Annotated in this window: 14 protein-coding genes and 2 pseudogenes; 11 read left to right on the top strand and 5 right to left on the bottom strand. The window is 34.9% G+C overall.

What is annotated here, in order from left to right; genetic code table 11:
• The first annotated feature begins 177 nt into the window (after positions 1-177).
• Positions 178-768 carry an AmiS/UreI family transporter gene (locus AAG068_RS27190; RefSeq protein WP_000542569.1) on the top strand — a complete coding sequence of 197 codons (591 nt, stop codon included), beginning with the start codon at positions 178-180 and terminating at the stop codon, positions 766-768.
• 105 nt (positions 769-873) lie between these two features.
• Positions 874-1755, top strand: coding sequence for an NAD-dependent epimerase/dehydratase family protein (locus tag AAG068_RS27185; protein ID WP_342716524.1), 882 nt, complete (start codon positions 874-876; stop codon positions 1753-1755).
• A gap of 88 nt (positions 1756-1843) precedes the next feature.
• Here the strand turns inward: AAG068_RS27185 and sodA are convergent, their stop codons facing one another.
• Positions 1844-2470, bottom strand: a complete 627-nt coding sequence (gene sodA / locus AAG068_RS27180) for a superoxide dismutase [Mn] (protein ID WP_342716523.1) — start codon at positions 2468-2470, stop codon at positions 1844-1846.
• Positions 2471-2685: 215 nt separating this feature from the next.
• Between sodA and AAG068_RS27175 the strand changes: the two genes are divergently transcribed.
• The gene (locus tag AAG068_RS27175; RefSeq protein ID WP_342716522.1) at positions 2686-3756 is read left to right on the top strand and encodes a nitric oxide synthase oxygenase; all 1071 of its coding nucleotides are present in this window, start codon (positions 2686-2688) and stop codon (positions 3754-3756) included.
• Between the two features lie 362 nt (positions 3757-4118).
• The gene (locus tag AAG068_RS27170; protein ID WP_342716521.1) at positions 4119-5687 is read left to right on the top strand and encodes a BCCT family transporter; all 1569 of its coding nucleotides are present in this window, start codon (positions 4119-4121) and stop codon (positions 5685-5687) included.
• Between the two features lie 96 nt (positions 5688-5783).
• Here AAG068_RS27170 and AAG068_RS27165 read toward each other — a convergent pair whose 3' ends face one another.
• Positions 5784-7082 carry an MFS transporter gene (locus AAG068_RS27165; RefSeq protein WP_342716520.1) on the bottom strand — a complete coding sequence of 433 codons (1299 nt, stop codon included), beginning with the start codon at positions 7080-7082 and terminating at the stop codon, positions 5784-5786.
• A gap of 331 nt (positions 7083-7413) precedes the next feature.
• Here AAG068_RS27165 and lytS point away from each other — a divergent pair, with 331 nt between their 5' ends.
• The 6 genes from lytS (at position 7414) to msrB (ending at position 13622) form a co-directional block, all read left to right on the top strand.
• Positions 7414-9183: a two-component system sensor histidine kinase LytS gene (gene lytS, locus AAG068_RS27160; RefSeq protein WP_342716519.1), complete on the top strand. Its 1770-nt coding sequence runs from the start codon at positions 7414-7416 to the stop codon at positions 9181-9183.
• Positions 9161-9901, top strand: a complete 741-nt coding sequence (locus AAG068_RS27155; protein WP_342716518.1) for a LytR/AlgR family response regulator transcription factor — start codon at positions 9161-9163, stop codon at positions 9899-9901. Before lytS ends, AAG068_RS27155 begins: the two co-directional genes overlap by 23 nt.
• A gap of 133 nt (positions 9902-10034) precedes the next feature.
• On the top strand, positions 10035-10466 hold the full coding sequence (gene lrgA / locus AAG068_RS27150) for an antiholin-like murein hydrolase modulator LrgA (protein WP_016085373.1): 432 nt from the start codon (positions 10035-10037) through the stop codon (positions 10464-10466).
• Positions 10467-10500: 34 nt separating this feature from the next.
• On the top strand, positions 10501-11193 hold the full coding sequence (gene lrgB / locus AAG068_RS27145; RefSeq protein ID WP_000168869.1) for an antiholin-like protein LrgB: 693 nt from the start codon (positions 10501-10503) through the stop codon (positions 11191-11193).
• A 328-nt stretch (positions 11194-11521) separates the two neighbouring features.
• A complete protein-coding gene (locus tag AAG068_RS27140) occupies positions 11522-12556 on the top strand; it encodes an AI-2E family transporter (protein ID WP_342716517.1) in 1035 nt (344 codons plus the stop codon).
• A 100-nt stretch (positions 12557-12656) separates the two neighbouring features.
• Positions 12657-13622 carry a peptide-methionine (R)-S-oxide reductase MsrB gene (gene msrB, locus AAG068_RS27135; protein ID WP_342716516.1) on the top strand — a complete coding sequence of 322 codons (966 nt, stop codon included), beginning with the start codon at positions 12657-12659 and terminating at the stop codon, positions 13620-13622.
• A gap of 27 nt (positions 13623-13649) precedes the next feature.
• On the opposite strand, the gene AAG068_RS27130 is transcribed toward msrB, so the two are convergent.
• Positions 13650-16766: an efflux RND transporter permease subunit gene (locus tag AAG068_RS27130; RefSeq protein WP_342716515.1), complete on the bottom strand. Its 3117-nt coding sequence runs from the start codon at positions 16764-16766 to the stop codon at positions 13650-13652.
• 142 nt (positions 16767-16908) lie between these two features.
• Here AAG068_RS27130 and AAG068_RS27125 point away from each other — a divergent pair, with 142 nt between their 5' ends.
• Entirely contained in the window at positions 16909-17781 is an 873-nt protein-coding gene (locus tag AAG068_RS27125; RefSeq protein ID WP_342716514.1) for a TetR/AcrR family transcriptional regulator, read from the top strand.
• A 30-nt stretch (positions 17782-17811) separates the two neighbouring features.
• Here AAG068_RS27125 and AAG068_RS27120 read toward each other — a convergent pair.
• Together AAG068_RS27120 and AAG068_RS27110 are read right to left on the bottom strand one after the other, a co-directional pair.
• Positions 17812-18886: pseudogene (locus AAG068_RS27120) on the bottom strand (hypothetical protein).
• An 18-nt stretch (positions 18887-18904) separates the two neighbouring features.
• A pseudogene (locus AAG068_RS27110) lies at positions 18905-20373 on the bottom strand (MBOAT family O-acyltransferase).
• Between the last annotated feature and the right edge of the window lie 23 nt (positions 20374-20396).

Genomic DNA, 20396 nt, shown 5'->3' with positions numbered 1-20396 from the left:
GGGGTTATTTATGTTTGAAAGCGTTTTAAATTCGTTATTCTTCAAGGTAGGAAGTCTGACTTATTTAGATTAAAAATTATGTATGTAGTTTTAAATAGGAAGAAAAATAATAAAGAATCACTTTATATTGTGGGGAGGTTAAAAGTGTGAAAGGGAAAGACTTTCACACGAATATATATGGGTTACGTAGGATTATTACTTTCGGGTGCAGCTTTATTTTTAAATAGTCTTGTTATATTAGGAAAAGCAGAGATGAAAAGTGCGGGTGTTTTTAATTTATTTGTAGGTGCACTACAAATTATTATTCCGTTCTATTTGATCATGATTTCTGACCAAAGCAATTGGACAGTGTATTCATATGCAGCTACTTTCTTATTTGGATTAACCTATTTATATGTAGGTGTTACTTTTATAAAAGGAATGGATAGTAGCGGTCTAGGCTGGTTTTGTATTTGGGTAGCAATTATTGCTTTATTCTATATGGTTGTTTCATTTGTTCAATTCCACGATGTTGTGAATGCATTAACGTGGTTTATGTGGGCATTGCTTTGGTATTTGTTCTTCGTATTAAATACACAAAAAAAGAACATCAATCAATATCTTGGAAGAATTGCTTTCGTACAATCATGGGTAACATTGACGTTACCTTCACTCTTTTATTTTATGGGAGTATGGGGAGAGGGATTCGTATATGAATTATGGGTTTATGTATCTGTAATTTCTATTTTATACTTCTGTTATTGTATTTATAAATATCGAGTACGTTAATATATGTTCTGTAGAAAAGCATGGAATCGTTAAACGAATTCCATGCTTTTTATATGTTAGCACTTATAATAAAGAGGTAGTATTTTACAATTTATTAAAATGGGGATGATGAAGTTGAAAAAAGTATTGGTACTAGGGGGAACAAGATTTTTTGGTAAACATTTAGTAGAAGCGCTTTTGCAAGATGGGCACGATGTAACGATTGCGACGAGGGGAATTACGGAAGATTCTTTTGGAAGTGCAGTAAAAAGACTTATTGTAGATAGAGAAGATGAAAAACAACTAACAGAGCGTCTAGAAGATAAAAGTTATGATATTGTATACGATAATTTATGCTATAGCTCGAATGCAGCGAAGATAATATGTGAAGTGTTACGAGGGAAAACGAAGAAATACGTTATGACATCTTCAATGGCTGTTTACGAGCCAGCAATTGGCTTGTTAGAAGAGAACTTTAATCCGTATGAGTATGCCATTACGTATGGGGATAGGAAGGATTTTACTTATGGCGAAGGCAAGCGATTAGCTGAAGCTGCTGTATTTCAACAAGCAACATTTCCGGTTGTTGCAGTGCGTTTTCCAGTTGTTATTGGAGAAAACGATTATACGAAAAGGTTACAATTTTACGTTGAACATATTGTGAAACAAGAGCCTGTCGCCGTGAAGCATTTAGATGGAGAGTTGTCATTTATACATGAGAAAGAAGCAGGAGAATTTTTAGCTTGGTGCGGGATGAAGGACATAGAAGGGCCAATTAATGCTTGTAGCAATGGGGTAGTTTCTACTAGCGAAGTTATTCATTTCATAGAAGAAAATACGGGAATAAAGGCACTCGTTCAAGAGGTAGGAGATCATGTAGCGCCTTATAATGAAGTGATTAATTGTACATTACATAATGGAAAAGCTAGTGAATTAGGATTCCCGTTCCGAGAGTTGAAAGTAGAGATAGAACAAGTATTACGTTATTACATACATGCAATGAAATGATCATAAATCCCCCGGTGGCAATCCGGGGGATTCTGGAGGATTTCGACAATACTAATTTTACATTACCAAACTTACCTTATACGCACGACTAATGTGTTTGTGATTGAATTGCTTGTAAATACTTTTCATTTACCTGGTCCCAGTTCACTGTATGCCACCAATTGGTAACAAATTCTGGACGCCGATTTTGATACTTTAAATAATAGGCATGTTCCCATACATCGATGACGAGTAATGGAGTCTTCCCTTCTTGCAGAGGTGTATCTTGATTAGGTGTACTCATAACAGTAAGTTCTTCACCATCAAGGACAAGCCACCCATAGCCACTTCCAAAACGGCTAATTGCTGCTTTGGACAGTTGATTTTTTAAGTTGTCAAAGGTATTGAAATAATAATCAATTACTTTTGCAACGTCTCCATTAGGCTCGCCGCCACCTCGTGGGCTCATTACTTCCCAAAAAAGACTATGACAATAATGTCCACCACCGTTATTTCTGACAGCTGTAACAATTTCCTTTGGTAAAGTTTCTAAATTACATAGTAACTCTTCTAAAGATTTATTATGTAATTCCGTATAGTTTTCTAAAGCGGCATTCAAGTTTTTTACGTATGTCGCATGGTGTTTTCCGTGATGAATAGAAAGTGTGTCGCTATCGATATATGGCTCTAATTCATCATAGTCATATGAAAGCTTTGGCAATTGAAATGAAGACATAACATAACCTCCTTTCTCTTTAAAAGTTGGTCTAGGTAAAAAAAATTTACCTGAGTCAAAAATACACCTATTTTTCATGTAAGTCAATAGTAATCTCTTTAATTTTCTGAAAAATATTACAATAAAAGTAACACTTCGACTTTCGTTTGTGACTCTTATTCTTTTTGCTTATACTGTAAAGTAGAACGTTTTGTTGAAATAGAAGGAGATCGTTTATGACTAAAACGAAACAATTAATAGAGGAAGCAAGTCAATTTATTACGATTTGCTATAAAGAACTTAATAAAGAACAATTCATAGAAGAACGCATGAAAGAAATTCAAGTTGAAATAGAAAAGACGGGGACGTATGAACATACATTTGAAGAACTTGTCCATGGATCGCGAATGGCATGGCGCAATAGTAATCGATGTATCGGAAGACTATTTTGGAGTAAGATGCACATATTAGATGCACGTGAAGTAAATGATGAGGAAGGTGTATATAATGCATTAATTCATCATATTAAATATGCAACGAACGATGGAAAAGTGAAACCGACAATTACGATTTTTAAGCAATATCAAGGTGAAGAGAATAATATACGAATTTATAATCATCAATTAATTCGATATGCAGGATATAAAACAGAAATGGGAGTGATTGGTGACTCTCATTCTACTGCGTTTACGGATTTTTGTCAGGAACTTGGCTGGCAAGGAGAAGGCACGAATTTCGATGTATTGCCACTGGTGTTTTCCGTTGATGGAAAAGAACCTGTATATAAAGAAATTCCTAAAAACGAAGTGAAAGAAGTACCAATTGAACATCCAGAGTACCCAATTTCATCTTTAGGAGTCAAGTGGTATGGAGTACCGATGATTTCAGATATGCGCTTAGAAATTGGTGGTATTTCCTATACAGCAGCTCCGTTTAATGGATGGTACATGGGTACGGAAATTGGGGCCCGTAATTTAGCGGATCATGATCGTTATAATTTACTTCCGGCAGTTGCGGAGATGATGAAGCTAGATACATCGAGAAACGGTACGTTATGGAAAGACAAGGCATTAATTGAATTAAACGTGGCTGTTTTACATTCCTTTAAAAAACAAGGGGTTAGTATTGTTGATCATCATACTGCTGCACAACAATTTCAGCAATTTGAGAAGCAAGAAGCTGCTTGTGGTCGTGTTGTAACGGGCAATTGGGTGTGGCTCATTCCACCGTTATCTCCAGCTACCACTCATATTTATCATAAACCGTATCCAAATGAAATTTTGAAGCCGAATTTCTTTCATAAATAGTTTGTAGCATAGGGCATTTTTTATAAAAATATAATTTTTTTCATTACTGTTACGTAGCAAATGGAAGCCTTTACTCTCGGTTATTTTTGGAAGGAGCTTTTTGAACCAATGAGTTCCTTATGTTATAATCAAATTTCTGTTTCGAAGACCTTATAGAAATATAAGGTCTTTTGTTTTGCTTTTTTATGTAAGAGGAATAGAAATTTTCTTTTAAATAAGGGATTTAGCATATTTTTAGGGACAACATAAGTGTGTAGAAAATCGATGAATTATTATGCTTATATAATCATTTCGTTTTAGGTGTAAACGATAAAACATAATAAAGTTGTTTTTTTAGATTGCTGAGGAAGGAGGAAGTGTAAATGAGGATGAAGAGTCGAAAAACGGATTGGCCTGTATTTCTTATTAGTGGTGGCTCGCTTTTATTATTTGTAATTGCGGTTTTCTTAAATAAAAGTTACGTAGAGAGAGTCATTAATAGCAGTTTTGCAGCTTCAATTAAATACTTTGGTGCTTTTTGGCAGATTCTATTAATTGGTACATTTGTTGTTGCAATGTGTATGGCGTTCTCGAAGTATGGAAGAGTTAAACTTGGGGGATTAGAAAAACCTGAGATTAGTACGACAAAATGGCTCGCTATTATAATGTCTACATTACTGGCCGGAGGTGGTGTTTTCTGGGCAGCGGCAGAGCCGATGTACCATTTAATGACGGTGCCACCAATACATGAAGGTATAACTGCTGGAACGAAAGAAGCGGTAATGCCTGCTTTAGCACAAAGTTATATGCACTGGGGTTTCCTGGCTTGGACGATTTTAGGGACAATTAGTGCGGTAGTTATGATGTATGGGCATTATCATAAAGGTATGCCGTTAAAACCTCGAACGCTTTTATATCCTATTTTTGGAGAAAGATTGCGAAAGAGTTTGCTTGGAACAATGATCGATGTATTTGCCATTATTGCGGTAGCAGCAGGGACGATTGGTCCAATCGGATTTTTAGGACTACAAGCAAGTTATGGCTTACAAGCATTGTTTAACATCCCGGATGTGTTTACGATTCAATTAGCCATTATTGTTTGTGTAGTTGCTATCTCTACTATATCTGCGGTAACAGGAATTGATAAAGGGATTCAAATTATAAGTAATTTAAATGTTAGGTTAGCAGTTTTATTAATGCTATTCGTATTACTGTTTGGACCAGGTGGATTTATTATTGATTCATTTGTTTCTTCGTTTGGATTTTATATAAATGAATTTATTACAATGAGCACATATCGTGGTGATACAACTTGGTTAGGATCGTGGACAATCTTTTTCTGGGGATGGTTTATTGGGTATGGACCGATGATGGCAATTTTAGTGAGCCGTATTTCAAGAGGAAGAACAATCCGAGAAATCATCGTTGCAATTGGAATTATTGCACCAATTATTACAACGTTTTGGTTTACTATTTTGGGAGGATCAGGTGTGTTTTATGAGTTAATGAACCCTGGTTCTATATCGGCAGCATTAAGTGAATCTGGTATGCCAGCGGCTATGATTGCAATTACAGAGCAACTGCCACTCTCTCATATTATTGGACCCGCGTTTCTTTTATTAACAATTTTATTTGTAGTAACAACAGGAGATTCAATGGCGTATTCGATTTCAATGGCAGTGACTGGAGATGGAGATCCTAGAATTAGCTTACGCGTGTTTTGGTCGCTTATTATGGGAACAGTTGCAGCGATTCTTTTATACATGGGTGAGGGCAGTATTAATGCGTTGCAATCATTCATCGTAGTAACGGCTGTCCCGGTATCTATTCTGTTATTCCCAATGCTATGGCTAGCGCCTAAAGTTGCAGGAGAATTAGCCTTAAAGCAAGGTATCGTAAAAGAAGAAGAGAAAACTAGCTTCTTGTTCCAAAAAGCTAGTAGATCAAAATAAATAATTGTATTTATATAAAAGGAGGAAGCATCTTATTTGAGATGCTTCCTCTTTCCTATTTATCCAACTACTTTTCTTGAAGGATACAGTTTCAATCTATTCTAATACTTTATCTTTCGTCTCTGGAACACATAATAACATCGTAACTAAACCAATTGGATAGATAATGAAGATGAGAGATAATGCTCCCATTAAATTATCATCTGCAGCAAGTAAGCCGATAATAACAGGCCCAAATCCAGCTAAACCACGTCCTGTACCGAAAATAAAGTTTTCTGCTGTAGAGCGAGCTTCAGCAGGATAGTTTTCAGCTAAAACTGCCCCGAATCCTCCCATCATGCCATTGGCAAAGAATCCAAGCAATGCACTTCCCCATAACAATAATGTTGAGTCTGTGAATAAGAAGAAGTAAATGAGACAGTATATAGTACCACCGACATAATAGATTGTAAAAGTTTTACGGCGACCAATTTTATCAGCTAGAATACCAAAAATTGCAATACCAATTAGCATACCAATCGTAGAGATGAACATCCAGCCGCTCGCCTTTGCTAATGTGTAGTTATATTTATTCGCTAAAATAGTTGGCATCCATGTGAAAATCCCATAATATCCGAAGTTTTGGATGAATGACATAATAATAAGACCAATTGTTGTTATCGTTACTTTTTTATTTGCAAATAACTTTCGAAGTGGAAACTTTTTCATTTGCTTTAGTTGCTCTGCCTCAGTAGTTGTTAAATTACCTTCAGCTTCTTTTTGTAACAATTCTTTTTTGTATCGTTGTTTTTGTTCCCATATTTTCGGTTCACTTAAACTTTTTCGGACATAGACAGCTAGTAGAGCGGGAATGAGCCCAAATAAGAAAACAGCTCTCCATCCAAAATGTGGAACGATAAATGCTGGTAGGAGTGAAGCGACTAGTACACCGAATTGCCATCCAAGTGCCACAACGGATGTTGCCTTTGCGCGCATTTCTTTCGACCATGTTTCAGTTACGATGGCCATTCCAATCCCGAATTCACCACCAACTCCCATTCCAACTAAAAAGCGAAGAATTAATAATTGCCAATAATCTGTTGCGAAATAGATGAGTGCTGTCGCGAGTGAAAATAGTAAGATTGTGAAGGCCATCGTACGGATACGCCCAAATAAATCAGCAATAAATCCAAATAAATAAGACCCGATTAGCATTCCTATTGTGGTAGCTAATGTTAAGTTTCCACCTTCAACAGGGCTTAAATGAAATTCTTTTAAAATGTAGACGAGTACGAAAGATAAGAGCAACATATCTAAACCTTCTGCTGCATACCCTAGCGCAGAACCAAATAATGTTTTATATCTTTTCTCTTTCGTCTCCTCTGTTGTTGATTGTACATCAGTAGTGACATTCATCATTACTCCTCCTCATTTTCTTTCTACAGTCGCTATGGAAGAATAACAAAAGGCCTTCTCACCTGATATGATGAGAAGGCCAAAAATTCATACGTATCCCTAAAAAAGGACATACGTATAGAGTATATTCCGACTTCCTTCTCAACCTCACGGGGTTGGGTTAAAGGACTGTATTATATTACTTTATTTTTAGCACTCTTCTATTACATTGTCAAATAATGAGGGAATTGTTATGTGTAAAATATTTCAAAAGATATTTCATTCTTCTTGACGCACACTTCATTATTTTTCCATAATAAAACTAACTCATATAAAAAGGAATGAATCAAAGATGCTAAATTTAGTACTTATGATGATTGAACGTGTCGGACTTATTGTTATTTTAGGATTTTTACTTTCTCATATTAAAACGTTCAGGCGCCTTCTTCATAAGCAAGATGGATATGTAGATAAGCTTAAGCTTATTTGTATTTTTTCAGTGTTTACAATTGTAAGCAATTACACAGGAATTGAAATTGCTGGGAATACAATTATGAAAGAAAATTGGCTACAAGGTGTTTCGTCATCTAGTACAATTGCGAATACACGTATTATGGGTGTTGGAATTAGTGGATTGCTTGGAGGTCCTATCGTCGGCATTGGAGTAGGATCGATTGCAGGTATTCACCGTTATATGCTTGGCGGGACGACAGCGCTAAGCTGTGCAATTTCGTCAATTTTAGCAGGTGTTATAACGGGGTATATTGGATATATTTTCAAAAAATACAATCGTGTAATTACGCCTAAATTTTCAGCGGTTTTAAGTGTGTTTATCGTTTCTTTAGAAATGATTATGATCCTATTAATTGTAGAGGATGGGAGTAGTATCGTGAAAACAATTGCGATACCAATGATCCTTGTAAATAGTTTCGGGAGTTTTATTTTACTTTCTATGATACAAGCTATTTTGCGTCAGGAAGAAAATGCGAAAGCCCTGCAAACGCATAAAGTATTACGAATTGCTGACAAAACATTACCATATTTTCGCCGCGGATTAACAGAAGATTCTTGTAAACATGTGGCACAAATTATTCACCGCTTTACGGGAACAGATGCGGTATCCTTAACAGATACAGAGAAAATATTAGCCCACGTTGGATTAGCATCAGATCATCATATTCCTTCACATAGTTTAATAACGGGTTTATCGAAGGAAGTGTTGAACACAGGAAAAATAATGAAAGCGAAGTCGCGTGAGGTTATTAATTGTCAACATGAAGGCTGCCCTTTGCAAGCGGCGATTGTTATTCCACTAACTTCACATGGGAATACAATTGGGACATTAAAACTGTATTTTAAGAATTCTAACCAGTTAAGTCGTGTAGAAGAGGAATTAGCAGAAGGGTTAGCAAAAATATTCTCTACACAACTTGAATTAGGTGAAGCGGAGTTGCAAAGTAAATTATTGCAAGATGCTGAGATAAAAGCATTACAAGCCCAAATTAACCCACACTTTTTATTTAATGCAATTAATACAGTATCAGCTTTATGCCGAACAGATGTAGAGAAGGCAAGGAAGTTATTATTACAGCTTAGCGTGTATTTCCGTTGTAATTTGCAAGGGGCACGCCAATTACTTATTCCATTAGAACAAGAGTTAAATCATGTACATGCATATTTATCTTTAGAACAAGCGAGGTTTCCAAATAAGTATGAAGTGAAAATGTACATTGAGGAAGAGTTAAAGACGACCTTAGTACCACCATTTGTACTTCAGTTATTAGTTGAAAATGCATTGCGCCATGCTTTTCCGAAAAAGCAATCGGTGTGCCAAGTTGAGGTACATGTGTTTGAAAGGGAGGAGATGGTTCATTTTGAAGTACAAGATAATGGGCAAGGGATTGAGAGTGAACGTTTAGGACAATTAGGAAAAATGGTAGTTTCATCAAAAAAAGGGACTGGAACAGCTTTATATAATATTAATGAACGACTTATCGGGTTATTTGGGAAAGAGACAATGCTTCAAATTGAAAGTGAATTAGAGCAAGGGACAAAAATCTCCTTCGTAATCCCGAAAAAAGTAGGGGAGGAAAAACGGAGTGTTAAAAGTATTAGTAGTTGACGATGAAATGTTAGCACGTGATGAATTGAAATATTTATTAGAACAAACAAAAGAAGTAGAAGTAGTTGGTGAGGCTGATTGTGTAGAAGATGCATTAGAAGAGCTAATGCAAAACAAACCAGATATTGTTTTCCTAGACATTCAGTTATCTGATGATAACGGATTTGAGATCGCAAATATATTAAAGAAGATGAAAAATCCACCTGCAATTGTGTTTGCGACTGCCTACGATCAATACGCATTGCAAGCATTTGAAGTAGATGCGTTAGATTACATTTTAAAGCCATTTGATGAAGAACGTATCGTACAGACATTAAAGAAATATAAAAAGCAAAAACAAATAAAATTAGAAACAAAACAAGAAGTAAAGAGTGTAGATGTAACGACGGAGATGCATAAACTAGCATTACCAATTGAGGAATCGATTGTACTTGTAAATATTGAAGATATTATATATGTAGGACTTGTGGACGGAAAAGTGACAGTAAAAACGATGAGGGAAACATATGTAACACACGATACGCTTGTAATTTTAGAAAAGAAGTTGCCGCAAGCAAGTTTTATGCGTGTCCATCGCAGTTTTATTGCAAATATTAATCATATTGCAGAAATACAACCGTGGTTTAACTCTACTTATAACTTAATTATGAAAGAAGGATCAAAAGTACCTGTTAGCCGAACATATGCAAAAGAACTCAAAAAGCTGCTTCGTATTTAAGAAGTAGCTTTTTGCATTTCATCTTCCTATTTTTGTAACTAATTTTGTATATTCGACGTTCTAATATGTAAACGCTTACAGTTTCGTTTGTATCTTATACAATAAAGGTACCAAATCGAAAGAGGTGGCCGAAATGAGTACGAAAAAAGTATATAGTTTCTTATCACAAGCATTCATATTTTCAGCTATTATGTTAGTTTCTAATATTATTGCAACACATTTACCAATTCCGATGCCTTCATCGGTGATCGGATTAGTCATTTTATTTAGCTTATTATGTTTAAAGGTTATTAAATTGGAGCAAGTTGAATCACTTGGAACAGCTTTAACGGGTATTATCGGATTCCTTTTCGTCCCATCAGGTATTTCAGTTATTAATTCTCTTGGTGTAATGGGACAATATTTTGTACAAATTTTAACTGTAATTGTTGTAGCAACAATTATTTTACTCGCTGTAACAGGGTTATTTGCACAATTCATTTTAGGAAAAGACGATAAAGAAACAAAAGATACGAAAGAATTGAAAGTAGTAAATAAAGGACGCAAGCACGGAAAAGTTGCGTAACCAATTTAGTATATATTGTTTGGAGGGAATGAACATGGCAAGCACAATGACTCCATATTTCGGAATTGTCGTTTCGTTGATCGCATACGGAATCGGAACGTTATTATTTAAGCATTCAAAAGGATTCTTCTTATTCACACCATTATTCGTAGCGATGGTATTAGGGATTGTCTTTCTAAAAGTAGGTAATTTTACTTTTGAAGAATATAATACTGGCGGAAAAATGATTAGTTTCTTCTTAGAGCCAGCAACAATCGCGTTTGCAATTCCATTATATAAACAAGTGGATAAGTTAAAAAAATATTGGTGGCAAATTTTATCGGCTATCGTAGTTGGATCTATTTGTTCAGTAATTGTCGTATTTATTGTTGCAAAAGCAATTGGTTTAGATACAGCAGTAATGAATTCAATGTTACCACAAGCAGCAACAACAGCAATTGCATTACCAATCTCTGAAAGTATTGGTGGTATACCAGCAATTACATCATTTGCAGTTATTTTTAACGCAGTTATTGTATACGCATTAGGAGCATTATTCTTAAAAACATTTAGAGTAAAACATCCAATTGCAAAAGGTTTAGCGCTTGGAACAGCAGGTCACGCATTAGGAGTGGCAGTAGGAATTGAAATGGGTGAAGTAGAGGCAGCTATGGCAAGTATTGCTGTAACAGTAGTTGGGGTTGTAACAGTCGTTGTCATACCGATGTTTATGCCATTCATTGGCTAGTAAAACTTACTTGAAAAAATGAGAAAAGCAAGCTATTTGTAGGACAGATTTCTACTGATAGCTTGCTTTTTATGTTACAGTAGTGGTAAGACCTATTTTAACAAAATGTAAGTTTCCTTAAATCTTCATTAATACTGTGTAGAATACGTTTTGAATTAGGTCATTGTATTGTAAAATAAGAAGTAAGCTACTATAGGGTCTGCTAAGGGAGACATATAATAAGCTTATAAAAATCTTCATATGAATGAATAATTAAAGGTAGAGAATAGAGAAAAAATCTACTTATTAACGTTTTACTTTATAGGACAGGAGAGAGTACTCGTCGATTATGCAAATAAAAAACCTGTTTCAAAGCAAAGGATTTCAGAGGTTACTCGTATTAGTAATACTTGCTCTCGTGTTATACGGGCTGCAAAGTATGTTGAATTTAATTTTAATTACGTTTATTCTTACGTATTTAATGGATCGATTTCAAAAGTTTATTTCCCGCAAATTAGATCATTTCATGCCCATTAATCGAAAACTCATTATAGCATTTCTATATGTCATGTTAATTGGCGGAATTGCTATTACGCTATTTAAATATTTACCAGTATTAACGATACAAATTTCACAATTAATTTATCAATTTAACGTATTTTTAAGAAATCCACCAGATAGTGAATTAATTAAGTATGCAGTTAATGCTGTCAATCATATGGAACTGTCGAAGTATGTAGGACAAGGCGTAGACATTTTGTATAAATCGATTACGAATGTTGGAAAATTTGGCCTTCAAGTGTTACTTTCTTTAATTTTAAGCCTATTTTTCTTATTGGAGAAAGCCCGTATCGTTGCATTTACTGCAAAATTTAAAGAAAGCCGACTTGCAATTTTCTATACTGAAATTGAGTACTTCGGTAAGAAATTTGCACGTTCATTCGGAAAAGTAATCGAAGCACAATTTTTAATTGCAGTTGTTAACTGTGTTCTATCCGTTATTGCACTATGGATATTAGGATTCCCGCAATTATTAGGTTTAGCGTTAATGATCTTCTTACTCGGTTTAATTCCAGTAGCTGGGGTTATCATTTCGTTATTCCCGCTTTGTATGATTGCTTACAATATCGGCGGTATTATGTACGTTGTTTATATTTTAGTTATCGTAACAGTCATTCATGCGCTTGAAAGTTACGTGTTAAATCCGAAGTTTATGTCGCAAAAAACAAACTTACCGATTTTCTATACGTTTATGGTATTAATCTTCTCAGAACACTTCTTAGGTGTATGGGGATTAATTATCGGTATTCCAATCTTCATTTTCTTATTAGATGTCTTAGATGTGACAAGTGATGAAATGGAGAAGGAAGTCGGGAAAAAATAAAGTGAAGTAAGAAAAAGCATCGATGTTCGGTGCTTTTTCTTTTATAACATGATGTTCCTTATGCCATACTGTAAGAAGAACATAGAATAGGGGTGAAAGAATGGCTGTAAATGAAAAGGTAGAGTTAGCTACATTTGCTGGAGGATGCTTCTGGTGTATGGTTTCGCCATTTGAAGAGATGGAAGGGATTATAAAAGTTGTTTCTGGCTATACGGGTGGTCATAAAGAGAATCCAACATATAAAGAAGTATGTTCAGAAACGACGGGACATTATGAGGCAGTACAAATTACATTTGACGCAAATAAAATGCCGTATGAGGAGTTATTAAATATATATTGGAGACAAATTGATCCGACCGATGTAGGTGGACAATTCCACGACCGCGGACAGTCTTACGAAACAGTAATTTTTTATCATAATGAAGAGCAACATAAAAAAGCAGAGGCCTCAAAAGCAGATCTTGCAAAGAGTGGCCGCTTTTCAAAGCCAATTGCGACAAAAATATTACCAGCTACTACGTTTTATCCGGCTGAGGAATACCATCAAGGATATCATAAGAAAAATACATTTCGCTACGAGTTATACCGTAAAGGCTCGGGACGAGATGCTTTTATTAAGCAACATTGGCCGAAGGATAATGCTCATTTAAAAGAAAAACTAAATGAGATGCAGTTTTATGTAACGCAGGAAAATGGTACAGAACCACCATTTCGAAATGAGTATTGGAATCATAAAGAAGAGGGTCTTTATGTAGACATTGTTTCAGGAGAACCGTTATTTACTTCTTTAGATAAGTTTGATAGTGGGTGTGGATGGCCTAGTTTTACGAAGCCAGTTATGTCAGCTAGTGTGAAAGAAAAAATGGATGTGAGTCATAATATGACGCGTACAGAAGTGAGAAGTAAGGAAGGAGATTCACATCTTGGGCATGTATTTCCAGACGGTCCAGGACCAAATGGACTTCGTTACTGTATTAATTCTGCAGCCCTTCGATTTATTCCAAAAGAGGAATTAGAGAAAGAAGGATATGGTGATTTTCTAGTCTTGTTTGGAAATAAAAAATAACCTCGCTAACTGCGAGGTTATTTTTTGTTATTTTGCTTTTTTCTTTTTAAATTTGCTTAATACTTCATAAACGATTGGAACAATAAGAAGTGTTAATAACGTTGAACTTGTTAATCCACCAATTACGGTTACACCAAGTCCTTTAGAAATTAAGCCGCTACCTTCAAACCCTAATGCAAGCGGGATAAGAGCCCCAATCGTTGCAATTGCAGTCATTAAAATCGGACGAAGGCGTGTTGCACCAGCTTCTAATAAAGCTTCGCGTGTTGATAGACCTTCATTTTCTTTATGAATAACTCGGTCGATAAGCACGATTGCGTTTGTTACAACGATACCGATTAACATAAGCGCACCAATCATTGCAGAGACACTTAACGTTTCACCAGAGATTAATAAGGCAACAAGAGCTCCGATAATTGTAAATGGTAGCGAGAATAAAATTGCGAATGGTGCAAGGGCACCGCCAAATGTAACGACAAGAACGAAGTATACAATGGCAATCGCAGCTAACATCGCTAAACCAAGTTGCTTAAATGATTCTTCAATATCTTTTGTAACGCCGCCCATAGAAACATCTACGCCAGAAGGAAGCTCCATTTTATCTACTTCTTTTTGAACAGCGGCAGATGCTTTTGAAACGTCATCAGATGTAAGTTTTGCACTTACTTCCGCATAAACACGGCCATCGCGGTGTTTCACTGTATTTGAAGTTTCCCCTTCTTTTACAGTCATCACATCTTTCACAGCCACTTCATTACCAAGTGGTGTTGTAAGTTTTCGATTTGTTAAGTCATCGATTGTTTCATAATTTTGTTTTTCAGCCTCTACATATACATTGACGTCTTTACCGTCTTTTTTAATTGTTGTCAGAACAGGGCGATCATGTTGATTAGAAAGTCCCATTCCAATTTGCGCCGCCGTTAGACCCATTTTACTCAGCTTTTCCTGATCTGCGACTAAAGTGTACTCTGCGTATGTTTTTGCAATACTAGAGTCTATATCTTTTAAGTCTTTGTTTTTCTTCATTATGTTTTGAATATCTTTTACGACAGGCTTAATGTCTTCCGAGCTATCTCCGTAAACGTATAGTTTAATTTCGTTACTACCGCCACTTGCTCCGAAATCTTGGTTTTTCCATTCGCCTTTTCCAGACATCTTCTGTAAATCTTTAACGACCTGTTCTTTCTCTTTTTCGAAGTTTTTCGTGTCGTTATCATATTGCACGAAGAACATTGCCTGGTTTGATTGACCAGGACTCATTGGGTTTTCGCCACCTAATGAGAATTGAATTGTTTTGACGTCTTTATTATCTTGGAAGTGCTTCTCAGCTTTCGTTGCAATTTTTTCAACGTCTTCTAACGTTTGACCTGGTTCAGGATTATACGTTGTAATGATCATTTTTTCTTCTTCAGATGGTAAGAAACTTACACCGATAACTGGAACAAGCGCAAGACTACCAACTAATAGAAGGACAGCGATACTTGATGTAATAATTTTATGATTTAAAGCCCATGCAAGTATGCGTTTATAAATGTTTGCTAATTTACTTGGTTTTTCTTCATGATGTACCTCTTTTTCCCTCATGCTCTCTTTTTTAAATAAAGAGTGAGCTAGCATTGGTACGATTGTAACTGCCACTAGTAACGATGCTAATAAAGCGAAAACGATAGTTAAGGCGAATGGTAAGAACATTTCACCAATCATACCTTTTACTAGTCCAAGTGGTAAAAATACTGCAATTGTTACGATGGTAGAAGACATAATCGGGATAAACATTTCTTTCGTAGCTTCACGAATTAAATCTTTTCCGCGCAGCTTCTCTTCTGATAATGACATACGTCGGTAAATATTTTCAATAACAACAATGGAGTCATCCACAACGCGCCCGATAGCGACTGTCATTGCTCCGAGTGTCATAATGTTAAGCGTAATATCCATTTGCTTTATAACTAATACAGCAATTAATAAAGAAAGTGGTATGGAAACGACAGAGATTAATGTTGTTCGGATATTTCGTAGGAACAGCATAATAATAACAATCGCAAAGATAGCGCCGAAAATAGCTTTGCTCAGCATTGTTTCTACTGATTTCTCAATCGGTGCACCTTGGTCAAATGTTGAAATAATCTCTAAGTCTTTATATTTTTTCTCAAGCTCTTTGACTTTATCTTTTACTGCATTTACAACATCAACTGTATTCGCATCAGCAGCTTTTACAATTTGAATTCCAATTGCTTCTTTTCCATTTGTTCGAGAAATAGATTCAGCTTTTCCGACTTCTTTAATGTCAGCAATTTCGTCTAACGTAACTGTGGGAATCCCGTTCATAGCGGCTGGATTCATTTGCGACGTTTGTGCACCAGCCCCAGGGTTTTGACTACTTTGACCGCTCGGTGAGGAAGGAACAGCTGGGATTTTCAATTCTTTTAATGCTTTCATTGTTGTAATATTGCCATCTACAACAACTGATTTTTCTGTGTCTTTAAATGTATATAAACCAAGTGGTAAAGATACGTCCGATCCTTTAATTACATTTTTTACAGTATCTTCACTTAAACCTAATTCTTTCATCTTATCTTTCTTGAAGACAAGTTGTACTTCATCTACTTGTTGACCTGAAATTTGAACAGATGCAACACCATCAAGTCCTTTTAATCCTGGAACAACATTTTTTTCGACATTTTCAGTTAAGGTAGCTAAAGATTCATTTTTACTTGCTACGCTTAATGAAATAACAGGAAAGGCATTGAAGTTTAAACGTGAAACTTTCGGATCCTTTACGCCTTCTGGCAGTTTTACATTTGCGAGTGCTTCTTTAATTTCTGTTTCAGCCTTTTCCATGTTTTTATCAAAATCATATTCTACTTGCATAGAAGATGCATTTTGAAAAGATGATGAACTAACAACGTTTACACCACTTAAATTTTGCAGTTGCTCTTCCATCGGTTTTGAAACCTTATCCGCTACTTCTTCTGGTGTAGCACCAGGATAAACCGTGGTTACTGTTACAACAGGTGTTGTAATATCAGGAATTGTTTCCAGCTTCATGTTCAGCCCAGAATAAATACCTGCAATGGTAACAATAATGGTTAGTAGCCAAACTGCGAACTTATTTTTTAACGAGAAATTAATGATTTTGTTCATGTTTGCGCTCCCTTTGTATTGTATTGACCAACTGGTCAGTCTAATACATAATATAACTGACTGATTGGTCAGCCGTCAATGAAAAGGGATGGTATAATACATTCATAATAAGATGCGAGATTAAATTTAGGAGAGACATGATATGAAAGAAAAAGAGCGTTTAATTATAGAGATGGCTATGAAGTTATTTGCGACTAAGGGTGTAAATGCGACATCAGTACAGGAAATTGTGACCGCTTGTGGCATATCTAAGGGAGCTTTTTATTTATACTTTAAATCGAAAGAAGAGCTTTTATTAGCAACACTTCGATATTACTATGACAAGATTCAAAATAAAATGATGGATATTGATAAAGAATCATTATTACCACGTGAAAAATTTGCAAAACAATTGCATTGCCAGTTTAACGATATACAAAAGCATAAAGAATTTATTATTATGCATGCGAGGGAAAATGCGATTCCTTTTAATAAAGAAGTGGAAGAGTTTATGATGCGGATGAAGTTAGAGTCTCATGCATTTTATCGAAATAGTTTATTGTCCATTTATGGTGAAAAGGTTATACCCTATTTATTGGATTTAGTAATTATGGTAGAAGGTATATGCCGCGGATACTTGGAATTAATTATTTTACAGGCGCCAGAAATTGACTTATCGTATGTCTCAACTTTTATTTTAAAAAGGATAGATCATTTAGTAGGAGGGCTTGTAGAATCTGCGGAGAAACCTGTTTTGCATGAAGAAAGGCTTGGGGAGTTTCTTTGTAAATCAGAACTTATTAAGGAGCAGGTTAAGGAACATTTTTTAAAAGAGATTATTGTATTTAAGCGAACTTTAGCTGATCAATTAGAGGATGAGGAATTGCTTGTTACATTGGATGTTTTGGAGGCAGAAATGAGAATGCAAAATCCAAGAATTCCAGTTATCCAAGGGATGTTGTTTAATTTAGAGGCATATCCAGCTTTAAAAGAGTTTCGTTTGAGACTTATGGGCTATTACAATATAAAAAGGTAACAATGATAGTTTTCATTGTTACCTTTTTTATTATTTAGGTCTTTCATCTGAATTCACTAGCTTAGAAGTATCGAAATTCCGTATTTCATTAGAGAAGTTAGTTAATCTTTGTTCGTAATCTTGTTTATTAGTAATCGGTTCAGTTGTTGCTAATTGTTTTACAATCCAATCATTTATATATCTGTAATAATGCGTTTGATCAGACATATAATTAGAAATATTATACGTAACTTCTTTTTGATCTTGGAAATCATAGAGTTTTACATTTTTTAGTTGTGCTAATTTAGTGTATACTTCTTTTTTAAATAACATATTTTCCTTTGTATGCTTTGGGTCGTTTTTATCCATAACTACGTGATATGTTACTGGATATGGCGCATAGAAAAATATAAACTGTACTTCTGGGTTTTGTTTGACAAGTTCAATAATATTAGAATCAAAAGATTTAAGCATTTGTTCATGATACCAACCATCGCTGATTGATTGATTGATGAGGTGTTCCGTCAACAACCCTTTTAGCTATATCTACTGAGAATTTTGGCTCGTCATCTCCAAATTTGTATAGCCAATGGGGATCCTGTGGAGATTTTGTTGGATCTAATTTTAATTTCATATTCTGTAATGCTACTTTTCGAGAATACGGGCTAATTAAATATTGGATATCATTCAACTTATTTGTATCATACATGTAAGTTGGAAATGGTGAAGCACCTTCTGATACCCATTCAGGTTTTTCAGAGAATGAATATAAATTAAGCTCCCAAATAACATTTTTAACAGTTTTTGAATGAGTAGCTAACTGGGCTGTCATATTTTGTTCCCTAGCTGTTGAACCTGGAAGAGAGCCATTAAAGCTGTTAGTATGAAGTAATTTATTAGCGTCAGGTTCAAGGAAATTTCTTCCCATAGAAGTCCCTACAAATAAGGTATCATAATCCATATGTTTAATAAGTCCAGGCATTTGATAGCGTTCAGTAGCATAAAAATAATCGTTCTTCTTAAATTTATATACATACAATGGGTCAAGCTTATAAACAATAGAGCAAACTATTCCAGATAAAATGAAAAGGAATATAATAAACCAACATATAAAACGTTTATACATATTTTTCACCTACGGTTATTAGAAATTAAAGTATAAGAATGAACTTACACGATTTAAATACATCAAAGAAAGTATAAACATGCTAGCTAATGCAAGAGCATAAATCGGTTTTGGATGGAAAGATTCTAATTTTTCTATAGAATTTTTTGTAAATAATACAATAGCGATTCCAATTGCTAGGTATAAAATAGTTTGGAAGTTAAAATGATCACCAGTCACTTGGAACGGGAATAAATTAAATTATCCATTATAGACACACCAGTTAATGTTTCTGGACGGAATTGAATAAGTGCTGTTTGGATGTGTAAGTAATTTACGTTGAACATGCGATTTAACATAGTTAATGCATCTTCTACAGAAGTAGCTCTGAAGAAAACCCATGTTACATGTACAAATCCCATTGTTAAAATCCAAGCAATTAATTTAGGCATTTTTCCACCCAAGTTTTTAAATAATCGATGTATTACAATAGCTAATCCGTGTAAAACGCCCCAAATAACAAACGTCCATCCAGCGCCATGCCAAATTCCACTTATAAGAAAAATTGTAAATAAATTTAAACAAGTACGAATTTGCCCTTTTCGACTCCCACCTAATGGAATATATACATATTGAGTGAAAAATCGTCCTAATGTCATATGCCAACGTCTCCAAAAATCTTGAATACTTAAAGATTTATAAGGAGAAAAGAAGTTAATTGGTAGTATAATGTTGAATAACAACGCTGCACCTATTGCCATATCACAATATCCACTAAAATCAAAATACAGTTGTAATGTATATGCAAGTGATGAAACCTATGCATCGGTCGTAGATAGTTGATTTACATTGCTAAAGCCAAAATCAGCCCATTGTGCTAGTGAATCAGCAATTACTACTTTTTTAGTAAGACCAATCCCGAATATGTAAAGTCCTTTTGTAATATTTTCAATGCTCGGACTTCTTTTAGATTCATCTTGAAATTGAGGGAGGACCTTACTATGATGGACAATGGGTCCTGCAATAAGTTGCGGGAAAAACGTTACGAACAAGCAAAAATCAATAAAATTAAACTTTGTTAATTCCCTCTTATAACAATCTACTAAAAAACCTATCTTTTGGAAGGTAATAAAACTAATGCCTAAAGGCAGTAATAACTTTAATAAAGGTACATCAGTTCCAAATAGGGTATTTATATTATCTAAGAAGAAATCAGAGTATTTAAAGTATCCCAATAATGAGATGTTAAATACTAAAACAACTATTAAAAATACTTTTCGAGTTTTTTGATTAATTTTTTGTATAATTTGTTGGCCTATAAATGCGTTTGTAAATAATGAAACCCCTATTAGTAATAAGTATTTCACCTCAAAATATGCATAAAAGTATAGGGACATACCTACTAAAAAAAGTTTCGCGAAATTTTCGTTAACTTTTTGCAATAGGAAATATCCAATTACTGCTATAGGTAAGAATAAAAGCATAAATTCAAAAGAATTAAAAAGCATAATATGGCCCCCAGCATTAATAA

The sequence above is a fragment of the Bacillus paramycoides genome (assembly GCF_038971285.1).
Taxonomy (GTDB): Bacteria; Bacillota; Bacilli; order Bacillales; family Bacillaceae_G; genus Bacillus_A.
Note: the sequence above shows the minus strand (reverse complement) of the source record. Positions and strands in the feature narration are given on the sequence as shown.

Bases quoted from the DNA above. Each gene is read 5' to 3' on its own strand.
- AAG068_RS27190 (WP_000542569.1), top strand. From the start codon at position 178: ATGGGTTACGTAGGATTATTACTTTCGGGTGCAGCTTTATTTTTAAAT.
- AAG068_RS27185 (WP_342716524.1), top strand. From the start codon at position 874: ATGATGAAGTTGAAAAAAGTATTGGTACTAGGGGGAACAAGATTTTTT.
- sodA (WP_342716523.1), bottom strand. From the start codon at position 2,470: ATGTCTTCATTTCAATTGCCAAAGCTTTCATATGACTATGATGAATTA.
- AAG068_RS27175 (WP_342716522.1), top strand. From the start codon at position 2,686: ATGACTAAAACGAAACAATTAATAGAGGAAGCAAGTCAATTTATTACG.
- AAG068_RS27170 (WP_342716521.1), top strand. From the start codon at position 4,119: ATGAGGATGAAGAGTCGAAAAACGGATTGGCCTGTATTTCTTATTAGT.
- AAG068_RS27165 (WP_342716520.1), bottom strand. From the start codon at position 7,082: ATGAATGTCACTACTGATGTACAATCAACAACAGAGGAGACGAAAGAG.
- lytS (WP_342716519.1), top strand. From the start codon at position 7,414: ATGCTAAATTTAGTACTTATGATGATTGAACGTGTCGGACTTATTGTT.
- lrgA (WP_016085373.1), top strand. From the start codon at position 10,035: ATGAGTACGAAAAAAGTATATAGTTTCTTATCACAAGCATTCATATTT.
- lrgB (WP_000168869.1), top strand. From the start codon at position 10,501: ATGGCAAGCACAATGACTCCATATTTCGGAATTGTCGTTTCGTTGATC.
- AAG068_RS27140 (WP_342716517.1), top strand. From the start codon at position 11,522: ATGCAAATAAAAAACCTGTTTCAAAGCAAAGGATTTCAGAGGTTACTC.
- msrB (WP_342716516.1), top strand. From the start codon at position 12,657: ATGGCTGTAAATGAAAAGGTAGAGTTAGCTACATTTGCTGGAGGATGC.
- AAG068_RS27130 (WP_342716515.1), bottom strand. From the start codon at position 16,766: ATGAACAAAATCATTAATTTCTCGTTAAAAAATAAGTTCGCAGTTTGG.
- AAG068_RS27125 (WP_342716514.1), top strand. From the start codon at position 16,909: ATGAAAGAAAAAGAGCGTTTAATTATAGAGATGGCTATGAAGTTATTT.